Raw genomic sequence first — 12,735 nt, forward strand, 5'->3', positions numbered from 1 at the left:
CCTCTGACAGCACATCCAGGCTTACGCAATATCGTAGGTTCGATTAGCGCAGCGTAATCGAACGCGGCAACCTGGTTTGGAAGAAAGACTCACTTCTCCAGCTTGGCGATCTCTTCACCAAACTCACGAATGTCTTCAAAGCTGCGATAGACGGAGGCAAAGCGGATATAGGCCACCTTGTCGAGCCCCTTGAGCTCGTCCATCACCAGGTTGCCCACCAGCTCGGAGGCCACTTCGCGCTCGCCGGTGGCCCTCAGGCGGGATTTGATGTGGTTGACCGCTTTCTCGATGGCCTCCATGCTCACCGGCCGCTTCTCCAGTGCCCGCAGGATGCCGGCACGCAGCTTGTCTTCGTTGAAAGGCTCGCGCGAGCCGTTGGACTTGATGACGCGGGGCATGACCAGCTCGGCCATCTCGAAGGTCGTGAAGCGCTCGTGGCAGAGCAGGCATTCGCGACGGCGGCGTACCTGATGGCCTTCGGCCACCAGACGGGAATCGATCACCTTGGTATCTACCGCACTACAGAAAGGGCAATGCATCGGACCTCCGGCGTTGACGGAAAAGGGCGCCGACCACCGGGGCCGGCTCTAGGCCGGCCAGTGTAGCACGGCCATCCGGAACCGGTAAAAGCCCATGAAAACAAGGGAAGTGACAGATGCCATCAGCAACCACGAAGTGCATCAATGGCGACATCAGGCAGCCAGAGCACAGTATTGGTGTCGCTCTCTATCAGCTCGACGATGGCTTCTCTCGGACCTTTTCTCCATGCATCTGTGGCATAGAATGCCGCCTGTGAACGGTTCAGATCGTCAAGATCAGCGTAAGCCCGCATCAAAAAATAGACATCCGGATGGTGCAAGGAAGGGCCATGATTCACCACATCCATTCCCCACTCGCGGTGCAGCGGCAAACTCTGCTCTGCAACCAGCCTATGAAACTCTGTCCGACTACCGGCCTTGAGCCGGTAGTTCCGGATCTCCAGCACTCTCTTCATTGAGCTATCTCCTGCCATCCGTTTCTTGAACATCAAAGCTGTTTTAGGCGCCCATCCCAGTCATCCATTCGACCGGGCTCAGTCATCATAAGGCAGGGTATCGGGGTCGCAATCCTGATAATCGGGCGCCGGATCCACGGCAAAGCGGCGCGCCTCGATATGGCTGTGGCCCAGCATCAATGCCTTGCCCACCCGGTGCATGCCGTCCATCACCCGGCCGGCGCTGTCCAGCAGGATGGGATAGGCGAGATCGGCCGCCATCATGAGCTGGCAGTGCTCCACCACGCTGCGCACCGTGGGGCTGGCGGCGCCATGGCCGTACCAGTGCAGCTGGTCAAGCTCGGCAATCTCACCGAGTGCCACCGCCTGCACCGGCAGATCGCGGCTCAGCCACACCAGTCGGCGCACGTCCCAGGCCAGCAGCCCCTGTTCGCTGGCGCGAAAGTGGTACTGGGCACGGATCGCCTGCCTGAGCGCTGCCGACGCCAAGTCCCGCTCTGCATTGGGCCCGGCCCCTGTGCCCTGCAGCTGCTCTTTGCTGTGCTGACTCATAGCCCCTCTCATGTTGCCAGACGCCACAAAAAACAATGCCACCCGAGGGTGGCATTGCGGTTCAACCTGAAAAGCAGGCCGATTATGCGTAAACCGGGAAACGGCGGCAGATGTCCAGCACCTTCTCGCGGGTGTTGGCCAGCACTTCGTCGTTGTCGTGGTTGTCCAGCACGTCGCAGATCCAGTGGGTCAGCTGGATGGACTCGGCTTCCTTGAAACCGCGGCGGGTGATGGCCGGGGTGCCGATGCGCACACCGGAGGTGACGAACGGGGAGCGCGGGTCGTTGGGCACGGAGTTCTTGTTGACAGTGATGTTGGCTTTGCCGAGCGCTGCGTCAGCATCCTTACCGGTCAGCTCACGGCCGATCAGATCAACCAGCATCAGATGGTTGTCGGTGCCGCCGGAGACGATCTTGTAGCCGCGCTCGATGAAGGTGGCAGCCATCGCCTTGGCGTTTTTGACGACCTGGGCCTGATAGGTCTTGAACTCGGGCTCCAACGCCTCTTTGAAGGCAACGGCCTTGCCGGCGATGACGTGCATCAGCGGACCACCCTGACCACCCGGGAAGACGGCGGAGTTGAGCTTCTTGTAGAGCTCCTCATCGTCAGCGGCGGAGAGGATCAGACCACCGCGCGGACCGGCCAGGGTCTTGTGAGTGGTGGAAGTGACCACGTGAGCGTGGGGCACCGGGTTCGGGTAGACGCCGGCGGCGATGAGGCCAGCCACGTGGGCCATGTCGACGAACAGGTAAGCACCGATCTTGTCGGCGATCTCACGCATGCGAGCCCAGTCGACAACGCCAGAGTAAGCGGAGAAGCCGCCGATCATCATCTTCGGCTTGTGCTCAACGGCCAGACGTTCCATCTCGTCGTAGTCGATCTTGCCGGACTCGTCGATGCCGTAGGGGATGATGTTGTACAGCTTGCCGGAGAAGTTGACCGGGGAGCCGTGAGTCAGGTGACCGCCGTGAGCCAGGTTCATACCCAGCACGGTGTCGCCCGGTTGCAGCAGGGCCATGTAGACGGCGCTGTTGGCCTGGGAGCCGGAGTGCGGCTGCACGTTGGCGTAGGTGGCACCGAACAGCTCTTTGGCGCGCTCGATAGCCAGGGTTTCAACCACATCCACATACTCGCAACCACCGTAGTAGCGCTTGGAGGGGTAACCTTCGGCGTACTTGTTGGTCAGCTGGGAGCCCTGGGCTTCCATGACGCGGGGGCTGGTGTAGTTCTCGGACGCAATCAGCTCGATATGCTCTTCCTGACGACGGGTCTCGTCTGTGATGGCCTGCCACAGCTGGGGATCATAGCCGGCAATGGTCATGTCACGTTTCAACATCCGTTTCTCTCCTGAAAATCGTTTGCGCGATAGGTGAAGTGGGCAGGCGCATTGTAACGTGAGCTGGATCAAAGAGACAGTCCAACCACCCAAAAATTTGTTTAAAAAATGTAAAATGCGTCGCAAATTTCACACCTACCAGGCGGGCTGCGACCCGCCGGCGAGCCCACGCCCGCCCGGCCAGCGCACTCTTCATGCGCCGCCGATACACTCGGCCAAGAGCCGGAGCGTGGCTCATCAGCCGGCCAAAACCAGAGCCAGATCATGGATATAGCATTTACTAACAGATAACATCTTTAGCAGGCACAGCAGTTGCCCGGCGCGCAGGCCGGCAACGTAAGGGCCCCTCACCGCATCCGGTCAACTGCTGCTCGCATCACCCTCTTGTCTTGTCACACCGCAGACTCACGGGAGTAAGCCATGCTGGATAACTTGATGCTGTTTCTGATTATTTCGGTATTCGCGCTGTTCTACTGGATCTACTACACCGGCAGTCGCAAGAGCCCTTTCACCACCCAATGGGACCAGTTGCCCACCCGCGAGCAGTATCTGGCGGCCCACCCGGACGCCATTGACGGCGACATCATCTTCTGCATTCACTGCGGCCATCACCAGCAGCTGGATGTGGGCCTGGTGCACCAGGCCGACTTCCGCCGCCAGCACCTCTGCGCCCAGTGCAGGCAGCCGCTCTACCGCGAAGAGCAATAACTGTCCTGAGCGGGCATGAGCCACGCCCCCTTGCTGCTAATCCGGCAGATGCTTCGTCTGCCACGCCCGCAAACCGGCCAGCGCCTGCTCAAACGGCCCGGCCAGCGCCCCCCCATCCAGCCGTCCCTGCTCCACAGCGGCGCACTGCGCCGCGAAATCATCCAGCCCGAGCGCCAGGGCGCTGCCCTTGAGCCTGTGGGCCAGCGCGCGCTGCGCTTCCCCTTCGCTGTGCGCCAGCTCGGCCACCAGGGGCGCCCCCTGCTCGGCAAACAGGGCGATGAGCTGGCGGATGCGCTGACTGCCGAGCAGGGTCAGATCCGCCTCCAGCACCCGGTTGGCGGTCCCGCCACCAGCGAGCGGCTCGCCCGCCACCAGGCGAAGCGCCTCCTCCCCCGCTGACAAACGGTCGATGGCCGCGGCCAGCGCCGCCAGCCGCACCGGCTTGCCGACAAAATCGGCAAACCCGGCGGCGAGGCAGGCGCGCACATCCTCCGGGTACATCTGGGCCGAGACAGCGATGGCGGGCAGGCCGCAGCCATGCTCCTCCTCGCTGATGGCCACCAGATCCTCGCGCAGGGTCATGCCATCCATGTCCGGCAGGTTGATGTCGAGCAGAGCCAGCTCGAAGGGGCGCTCGGTCACCCGCGCCAGCGCGCTGCGCCCATCCTCGGCCAGGGTGACCCTGTGGCCGAGGCGCACCAGCATGCCCTCGGCCACCAGCCGGTTGATCTCGTTGTCCTCCACCAGCAGGATCTCCCGCGGCTGGCCGAGGCGCACCGGCTGGGCGCTGGCCGGCAGCTGGGCCGCCGAGCGCTGCAGCGGCAGGCTGAAGCTGAATTCACACCCCTGCCCCGGCTCGCTGGAGAGCATAAGCTCTCCCCCCATGGCGGCCACCAGCCGGCGGCTGATGGCGAGCCCCAGCCCCGTGCCCCCCTGATGGCCCATGTCCCGCTTGCGCTGGCGGAAGGCCTCGAATACAGCCTCCTGCTCCCCGGTCGGAATGCCGGGGCCGGTGTCTTTCACCACAAAGCGGATGCAGGGCTCGGCGCAGGGCCCCGCGCAGGCAAGCGGCGCCACCACCAGGGTGATGCGCCCCTCGCCGGTAAACTTGACTGCATTGCCCAAGAGGTTCGCCAGCACCTGGCGCAGCTTGCCCAGATCCCCCTCCACCACGGGGGGAAGTGAGGGGGCATACTCCAGCGCCAGCGTCACCCCTTTCGCGTCGGCCCTCGGCCCGAACAGGGCGATCAGCTCCTCGGCCAGCGGGCGCAGGGAGAAGGGCTCGCGGCGCGCCTCCACGTGGCCAGCCTCGATCTTGGAGTAGTCGAGAATGTCGTTGAGGATCTCCAGCAGGGATTCGCCGCTCTGCTCGATGGCGGCCAGGTAGCGCTGCTGGGTCTCGCTGAGGTGGGTGTCCTCCAGCAGGGTGAGGCCGCCGAGGATGCCGTTCATGGGGGTGCGAATTTCGTGGCTCATGGTGGCGAGGAACACCGACTTGGCCCGGTTGGCCTGCTCCGCCTCGGCGCGGGCCAGCCGCTGTTTCTCCACCTCCTCGTTGAGGCGCGCATTGGCGTGGCTGAGCTGCTCCGTGCGCTCCTCGACCCGCGACTCCAGCTCCCGCTGGTAGCGGCCAAGCTCGATGGCGTTGTCGCGAAACACCTGCAGCGCCCGCCCCAGCTCCGCCAGCTCGTCGCGCCCGACCTCCCCAACCGGCGTCAGCGGCGCCAGATCCCCCTTCGCCAGCCGGCTCATCCCGGCGACCGCTCGCTGCAGCGGCCAGACGATGCGACCATAGACCACCCGCCACATCAACAGGATGAGCAGCACCAGGGTGAGCAGGCCGATCACCATCAGGGCCCGCTCCAGCAGCTTGAGCCGCTGGCTCAATGCCTGCTGGCTCTGCCCCAAGGAATCGCGGGCCTGACTGACCAGGGTACCGACCTGACGGTTGAGACTCCCCATCAGGGCGTCGTTGGCGGCGGCCAGCACCCGCAGCGCCTCCCCCTTGCCGAGCCAGTCGCTGCGCAGTTGCACCAGCCGATCGCTCTGCTCCAGCACAGTCAGCGCCTGCTCCACCGCCTGGCGGCGGGCCGGATCGGTCACCGCTCCCGCTCGCAGCCGCAGGATGGCCAGCTCACCGCGCACCTCCTGCAGCAGGGTTTGCAGCCCCTCCTGCCGGTCGCTACGCCAGATCTCCTCGATGCGCTGCTGCTGCATCAGGGTGCGATGGCGCAGCTCCGTCATCTGCTCCAGCCAGTCGAGATCCTGCTCCAGCAGCCGATCGATCGCCCCATCTGCAGACCGCCCCTGCAGTGAATAGAGAGAGCCGAGCCCCGCCACCATCACGGTTTCGGCGTTCTCCATCTGGCTGCGGGCCAGCTCCGCCACCTGACCGGCGGCCGTCACCAGGCGGGAGCGCAAGGCGCTACCGTCGGCCATCAGCGTCAGCCGCTCCCCCACCAGCCAGCCCTGCTGGCCCAGGTTGCCGATGATGGTCTGGCTGAGGCGATGCAGCTCGTCGGGGGCCTGCTTGCCGCCACCATGACCCAGCTGCTCCAGCACCTGTTGCATCTGTTGCCCCTGCAGGGTGAGCAGCCGCCCCTGATGCGCCCGCTCCCCCTCGCTGGTGGCGGAGGCCAGCAGGTGGGAAGAGCTCTGGATCTCGCCGCCGAGCCGCGCCAGGGTGCGGGCCAGCTCCTGATCCGCCAGGGTCTGCTTAACCCCCTGCTCCAGCTGGCGCAGATGAGTGAGCCCAAACCAGCCCAGCAGGGAGGCCCCCAGGGTCAACAGCGCCATCAGGGAGAAGGCCAGCAGCAGCTTGCCACCCAGGCCGGAAAAGATTCTCACGCGAAGCCCCTTGGTTGTGGTCGACTTTGACCGGATAATATGGCCCCACACTTTAACAAAACCCCCGGCCATGCGAAGCGTCTGTCTCTCCCTGTTGCTCCTGCTGCTCCCGGCCTGCGCCCTCGCCTTCGAGGTGGATCACTGGCCGGATGGCGCCTTCGGTGGCAAGCCGGCCCGCCTGAACTGGCAAGAACCCGCCCCCGTCACCCGCCCCCTGACCCTGTGCGCCCTCTACCCCCACCTGCGCGACGCCTACTGGCTGTCGCTCAATCAGGGCATGGTGGAGGAGGCCAAGCAACTCGGCGTGAAGCTGCGTATCCACGAGGCGGGCGGTTACGGCGCCCTTGCCGAACAGCGCCGCCAGTTGCAGCAGTGCGTGAGCGAGGGGAGCGATGCCATCCTGCTCGGCGCGGTGAGCTACGACGGGCTCGACGAAGCAATCGGCGCCAGCCCGCTACCGGTGTTCGGCCTGGTCAACGATCTGCCCGCCGGACTGGTCAAGGCCAAGGTGGGGGTCTCCTGGTATCAGATGGGCTGGCAGATGGGCCACTGGCTAGCCAAGCGCCACCCTGCCGGCAGCCCGCCGGTGACGGTGGCGCTCTTTCCCGGCCCGCAGGCGAGTGGCGGCAACAACTTCGTCGAGCCCGGCTTTGCCGCAGCCATCCAGAGCAGCGCCATCAGACTGGTGACCACGGCGCGCGGTGACAACAGCCGCGAGATCCAGCGCACCCTGGTGCAGCAGACCCTGGCCCGCCACCCCGACCTCGACTATCTGGTGGGGGGCGCCATCGCCGCCGAGGTGGCGGTCAACGAGCTGGCCCAACGTGGCCTCGCAAAACCTCAAGTGCTGAGCACCTACTTCAGCCACGGGGTGCAGCGCGGCCTGCGCCGGGGCAAAGTCCTGGCCGCCAACAGCGATCAGATGCGCCAGCAGGGGCGCCTTGCAGTGGCCCAGGCGGTCTGCCTGTTGCAAAGTCCCGAGGCCGGCGAGCAGCAGTGCCCGCGGGTGATGGGCCCCCCCATCCTGACCCTGGAGGCCCCCCTGGCCAATCCCGCCGATTCGCTGTCCGATGGCACCTTTCGCCCCGTCTACCGGGTCGGCGTCGACGCCAGCGGCAACTAACCAAGCACTCAAGGAGAAGAGATGAACACATTGCATGCGAGCTGCCTGTGCGGCGCCGTGGCCCTGACCCTGCCGGATCAGTTCGACTACATGGGCAACTGCCATTGCTCCGAATGCCGCAAGTTTTCCGGGGCGGACTACGCCTCCGTCGGCGGGCTGGATGGTGACAAGGTGACCATCGCGAAGGGGAGCGAGGCCATCGGCCGCTACCAGAAATCGGACGAGACCAGCCTCGCCTTCTGCCGCCACTGCGGCTCCAGCCTGTTCAGCCAGAAGCGCAGCACGGGCAAGATCAATCTGCGGCTGGGGATACTGGACGAGGCGCCGAGCCAGAAGCCCGCGTTTCACATCTTCGTCGGCTCCAAGGCGCCCTGGCACGAGATAGGCGATGACCTGCCCCAGTTCCCCGAACGCCCCTGCCGCTAAGCGCCGGCAAACCCTGTGTTCTCCCAAGGCACGAGTCACGGGAGGGCGCCTGCTCATCCTTCAGGACGCCGCTTCGTCCTCCTGGTGCCCGATAAGATCCATCAGGTGGGCGCAGCACGCCTCCACCCCCTCTTGCGGGAGATTGGTGATGCCGAGCAGCAGGCCCGGCCTAGCCCGCGCCGGATCGGCGTACCAGACGGACAGGGGGGCAGGCGTCAGCCCGAAGGCATCGGCCCGATGCGCGATGGCGCGATCGTCACAGCCCACAGGCAGGCGCAGCAGCAGCGCCAGCCCCGCCAGGGTGACCGCCTCGGCGGGGACCGGCAGAGCCTGTTGCAGCGCCGCCGCCCGCGCACGGTAGAGCCGCTTCATCTTGCGCAAATGGCGCAGATAGTGGCCCTTGCGCATGAACTCGGCGAGGGCCAGCTGGTTGGCCACCGAGCCTGCGGGCGCCAGCGCGGCGGCCACCTCCCCCACCCGCTCGACTAGGGCAGGGGGCAGCACCATAAACCCGAGCCGCAGGCCAGGGCGGATGGTCTTGCTAAAGGTGCCGACATAAATGACCCGGCCATGGCGGTCGAGGGAGGCCAACGCCGGCGCCGCCCGGCCGGTGAGTTGCAATTCGCTTAAGTAATCATCCTCGACGATCCAGCCGCAGCCACTGGCCGCCCATTCCAGCAGCCGATGACGGCGGGCCAGGGAGAGGGTCATGCCCAGCGGCGCCTGCTGGCCGGCGGTGACGATGGCCAACGCTGCGTCCCCCGCCCGGGCTATCCCCTCCTCCACATCGAGCCCCTCTGCCGTGACCGGGACTGGCACCGGCGTCATCCCCGCCATGGCTAACGCCATGCGAGACAGGGGATAACCGGGATCCTCCAGCCAGGCAGCCTTCCCTTTAAGTTCAAGCGCATGGACGAGCAGCCCGAGAGCGCCGCTGTAACCGGAGGTGATGACGATCTGAGCCGGCGAGCAGCTCATCCCACGGGCCACACTGAGATACGCGGCGATCTCGGTGCGCAGGGGCAGCTCGCCACGGGGATCGGGATAGCTGACCATCCCAACGGCAGCCTGACTGGCAACCTGGGCCGCCACCCGCGACCACAGCTTGCCGGGAAAGCCATCCTGCGCGGGCACGCCGACTTGAAACACCCGGGGAGGCTCACCGAAAGGGTGCTGGTAAATTTCGGGCAAGGGATTGCGGGGAGTCGGAATGTCGGGTGGCAAGTGCACCGGCAGGCTCTGGGCGACGAAGGTCCCCGCCGCCCCCTGTGAGACGATCAGTTGTTCGTCGATGAGCCGTTCATAGGCAGCGCGGACTGTGCCCCGCGCGACGCCGAGCTGGATGGCCAGATCGCGCCATGAGGGGAGCCTGGCCCCCGCATAGAGCGTGCCCTGGCGGATAGACAGGCCGATGGCCGTGGCAATCTGGTCGACCAGAGAGCCGCCGGTTTCGCGGCGCAGCACGATGTGCAGCTCACGCATCGCCACAGGCCAAAGTACGCGATGGTACAGTGAAAACTGGCATTCCTGGTCCTTATTCTTGGACTATCAAACTGCATACAATCGGGTCATTAAACCATCCCCGATACATGTTCGAAAGCATTAAGGAGTCCATCTTGCTCAAACCACTCGCTGCCTTGTTGCTCCTGCTCAGCCTCGGCCATTTCGCCTACGCGAACGACAACAGCTACGACGCCGAAGGCGAGCAACGCGCCAAGAGTGCGGGCAGCCCCCTGATCGGCCAAGCGGCCCCAGCGGTCACACTGACCACCCTGGACGGCAAGCAGATCGATCTGGCCCAACTCTATGGCAAGAAACCGGTCTATCTGAAGTTCTGGGCCACCTGGTGCGTGCCGTGCCGCCAGCAGATGCCGGGCTTTGAGGCCATCAAGCAGAAACTTGGCGATCAGATCGAAGTGATCGCGGTCAACACAGGCTTCTCCGACGACGCCGAAGCCATCCGCGCCTACCGCAAAGCGCAGGGCCTGACCATGCCCATCGCCATCGATGACGGTACCCTGGCGACGGCACTGAACCTGCGGGTCACGCCCCAGCACGTGGTGATCGGACGAGATGGCAAGATCATGCACGTGGGCCATCTGGACGATCAGGCGCTGCACACCGCGCTGCAACAGGCGATCTCCGAAAAGGCGCAGCCCGTCGCGCCGGCTGCCGGTGCCAGCGCCGCCCCCACCTTCACCGTGGGCGACAAGGTCAGCCATCTCGGGATCACCCTGCTCAATGGCCGCCCCATGGACTTCGCTGCCGCCAACCAGAAGCCGCGCGCCATCGTATTCTTCGCTCCCTGGTGTGAATCCTACCTGGCCGAGAGTCGCCCTCAGACTGCCAAGAGCTGCCAGTTCGTGCGCGAGGAGGCCGAGAAGCTGATGGCGAGCGAGAAGCACGTGGAGTGGGTCGGCGTCTCCTCCGGCCTCTGGGTCTCCCGGGCCGATCTGCAGGAGTACCAGAAGAGCGGGGGCAGCAGCCTGCCGCTGGCGCTGAACGAAGATGACTCCCTGTTTCGCGCCTTTGGCATTCGCGACATCCCGAGCGTGGTGCTGCTCGATAGCCAGAACCGCGTCGCCCGCATCCTGGGCCCGCAGGACCGCCAGTTGGCCGACGCCATCAAGAACCTGAAATAAGCGCCAACCGTGATGGACACCGCTCCGATGGACCGGTGTCCTGTTGCTCCCAAAGAAGACGTCCCATGAAAATCAACACCCTGAAGCGGCAACTGCTCGCGCTTTGCCTGACGCTCACCCCCTTGCTCGCGGCCGCCATGCCCGGCGCCGGAGAGACACTGATCGCCTCCTCACTGCACGCCGCCAGCCCAACCCCCTCCGCCCATGGCGGCACCACCCTGGCGATCGCGATGACGCCGCAGCCGGGATGGCATGGCTACTGGAAACAACCGGGGGATGCGGGCCTGGCTCCTCAACTGACCTGGCACCTACCCGCTGGCGTCAGCGTCGGCGAGCCCGCCTATCCGCTGCCACAGACCCAGCGCTTTGGCGGCATCATGAACCACGTCTATGGCGAGCCCTACGCACTGCTGGCCGAGCTGACCATCGCCGAGGGGATCCCCGTGGGCACACCGCTGCCGATCCGCCTCGACATGCAGTACCTGGCCTGCCGTGACGACGCCTGCGTGCCGGAACGCGCCAGCTTGCAGACCACGCTGCGGGTCGGCCACGGCGAGCCCGACGTCGCCCTCGCCGCCGATTTTGCCAAGTGGCGCCAGGCGCTGCCGAGGCCGCTCGGCGCCCCTGTCAGCTTTACCGTGCAGCAGCAGCGGCTGCGCCTCGAGGTGCCGCTGCCCGCCGATATCCCCCTCGATAAGCCCCATCTCTTTCGCGCCAGCGGGCACGCCATCGTCGATGCCGCCCCCCAGCACTTCGAACGCCAGGGTGATCTGCTCATCGTCGAGACCCAGGCCGGCGCCACGCCGACCGAGCCGTTCCAGGCAACCCTGGTCCTCGGCCACGGCCTGGGGCTGAGCCTGGACGCCCGACTTGCCACCGCGCCCCAGGAGCACGGCGTCACCGCCCTGCTGCTGGCCCTGGCCGGGGCGATCGCAGGGGGGCTGCTGCTAAACCTGATGCCCTGCGTCTTTCCCATCCTCAGTCTCAAGGCGATGAGTCTGGCGAGGGCCGGCACCGGTGCGCGCACCGCACGGCGCGAGGCACTGGCCTATACGGCCGGCGTGATGGTCACCTGCATGGCGCTCGGTGGTGTGCTGCTGGCCCTGCGGGCAGGCGGTGCCCAGCTCGGCTGGGCCTTCCAGCTGCAAGATCCACGCATGATCCTGCTGTTGCTGCTGCTGACCTGCGTCATCGCCTTCAACATGGCGGGCCTGTTTGAGCTCAGCAGCGTCGATACCGGAGCCGGACTGACCCGACGCGATGGTGCCACCGGGGCCTTCTGGACCGGTGCCCTGGCCGCCTTCGTCGCCACCCCCTGTACCGGCCCCTTCATGGCGGCGGCGCTCGGCACGGCCCTGATCCTGCCCTCCGCAGCGGGCATGCTGGTGTTCGCCGGGTTGGGCTTTGGCATCGCGCTGCCCTTCCTCCTGCTGGGGTTTACCCCGGCGTTGCAGCGCATGATGCCCAAACCGGGCCCCTGGATGGCGACCCTGCGCCGCCTGCTGGCCATTCCCATGTTCCTGACCATGCTGGCACTGCTGTGGGTACTCGGCCAACAGGTGTCCGTCAATGCGCTGACCGCCAGCGTGGGCTGCGCCATGTTGCTGGCGCTCGGTCTCTGGCTGACCGGTCTGCGCCAACGAGCGCTCAAGCCGATGGCCTGGCTGCCCGCCCTGCTCGCGGCGGTATTGTCCATCGCCCTCGGCCTGAGCCAGGTGACCGAACGCTCCGTTCCCACCCAACCCGTTGCCAACCAGCTCCCCTTCGATGAAGCCAAGCTGGAACCCTTGCTAGCGGGCGACAAGCCGGTATTTCTCTACTTCACTGCAGACTGGTGCATGACCTGCAAGGTCAATGAGCAGGTTGCCATCGATCGCGACGCCACCCACGAGGCCTTTGCCAAGGCCGGGGTGGTGGTGATGCGGGGAGACTGGACCCGTGGCGACGCCGCGATCACCGCCTTCCTGGCCCGGCACGGCCGCTCCGGTGTGCCGCTCTATCTCTGGTATACGCCGGGTCAGCGTAAGCCCAGGGTGCTGCCCCAGGTGCTTGGACCCAACACCCTGATAGCGCTGGCACATGCCAGACCCTGAACGGCGCCAGCCAT

General features: G+C 65.7%; 11 protein-coding genes. 5 read left to right on the forward strand and 6 right to left on the reverse strand.

Annotation, left to right across the window (positions count from 1 at the left end):
• Positions 1-89 precede the first annotated feature (89 nt).
• The 4 genes from nrdR to glyA all read right to left on the reverse strand — a co-directional run bounded on the left by nrdR (position 90) and on the right by glyA (position 2,882).
• Complete coding sequence (nrdR, locus tag G5134_RS05745) at positions 90-539, reverse strand: transcriptional regulator NrdR (RefSeq protein WP_005298086.1); 450 nt, start codon at positions 537-539, stop codon at positions 90-92.
• A 122-nt stretch (positions 540-661) separates the two neighbouring features.
• Positions 662-994 (reverse strand): NIPSNAP family protein, encoded by a 333-nt coding sequence (locus G5134_RS05750; protein ID WP_065016774.1) that lies wholly within the window; start codon positions 992-994, stop codon positions 662-664.
• A 78-nt stretch (positions 995-1,072) separates the two neighbouring features.
• The gene (locus G5134_RS05755; protein ID WP_421231920.1) at positions 1,073-1,546 is read right to left on the reverse strand and encodes a hypothetical protein; all 474 of its coding nucleotides are present in this window, start codon (positions 1,544-1,546) and stop codon (positions 1,073-1,075) included.
• Between the two features lie 82 nt (positions 1,547-1,628).
• On the reverse strand, positions 1,629-2,882 hold the full coding sequence (gene glyA / locus G5134_RS05760) for a serine hydroxymethyltransferase (RefSeq protein WP_005298078.1): 1,254 nt from the start codon (positions 2,880-2,882) through the stop codon (positions 1,629-1,631).
• A 420-nt stretch (positions 2,883-3,302) separates the two neighbouring features.
• Here glyA and G5134_RS05765 point away from each other — a divergent pair, with 420 nt between their 5' ends.
• On the forward strand, positions 3,303-3,590 hold the full coding sequence (locus tag G5134_RS05765; protein WP_017783746.1) for a hypothetical protein: 288 nt from the start codon (positions 3,303-3,305) through the stop codon (positions 3,588-3,590).
• A 36-nt stretch (positions 3,591-3,626) separates the two neighbouring features.
• Here G5134_RS05765 and torS read toward each other — a convergent pair whose 3' ends face one another.
• On the reverse strand, positions 3,627-6,437 hold the full coding sequence (gene torS / locus G5134_RS05770) for a TMAO reductase system sensor histidine kinase/response regulator TorS (protein WP_421231921.1): 2,811 nt from the start codon (positions 6,435-6,437) through the stop codon (positions 3,627-3,629).
• Between the two features lie 70 nt (positions 6,438-6,507).
• Here torS and torT point away from each other — a divergent pair, with 70 nt between their 5' ends.
• Positions 6,508-7,560 carry a TMAO reductase system periplasmic protein TorT gene (torT, locus tag G5134_RS05775; RefSeq protein WP_421231922.1) on the forward strand — a complete coding sequence of 351 codons (1,053 nt, stop codon included), beginning with the start codon at positions 6,508-6,510 and terminating at the stop codon, positions 7,558-7,560.
• A gap of 21 nt (positions 7,561-7,581) precedes the next feature.
• Positions 7,582-7,986 (forward strand): GFA family protein, encoded by a 405-nt coding sequence (locus G5134_RS05780; RefSeq protein WP_421231923.1) that lies wholly within the window; start codon positions 7,582-7,584, stop codon positions 7,984-7,986.
• Positions 7,987-8,046: 60 nt separating this feature from the next.
• Here the strand turns inward: G5134_RS05780 and G5134_RS05785 are convergent, their stop codons facing one another.
• Positions 8,047-9,468, reverse strand: coding sequence for a PLP-dependent aminotransferase family protein (locus G5134_RS05785; RefSeq protein WP_024941493.1), 1,422 nt, complete (start codon positions 9,466-9,468; stop codon positions 8,047-8,049).
• Positions 9,469-9,602: 134 nt separating this feature from the next.
• On the opposite strand from G5134_RS05785, the gene G5134_RS05790 reads away from it, so the two are divergent.
• Together G5134_RS05790 and G5134_RS05795 are read left to right on the forward strand one after the other, a co-directional pair.
• Positions 9,603-10,628 carry a TlpA family protein disulfide reductase gene (locus G5134_RS05790; RefSeq protein ID WP_024941492.1) on the forward strand — a complete coding sequence of 342 codons (1,026 nt, stop codon included), beginning with the start codon at positions 9,603-9,605 and terminating at the stop codon, positions 10,626-10,628.
• 65 nt (positions 10,629-10,693) lie between these two features.
• Positions 10,694-12,721, forward strand: a complete 2,028-nt coding sequence (locus tag G5134_RS05795; RefSeq protein ID WP_065016770.1) for a protein-disulfide reductase DsbD family protein — start codon at positions 10,694-10,696, stop codon at positions 12,719-12,721.
• Positions 12,722-12,735: the final 14 nt, after the last annotated feature.

This window comes from Aeromonas sp. 600276, from assembly GCF_049175815.1.
In the GTDB taxonomy this organism is placed as follows: Bacteria; Pseudomonadota; Gammaproteobacteria; order Enterobacterales; family Aeromonadaceae; genus Aeromonas; species Aeromonas dhakensis.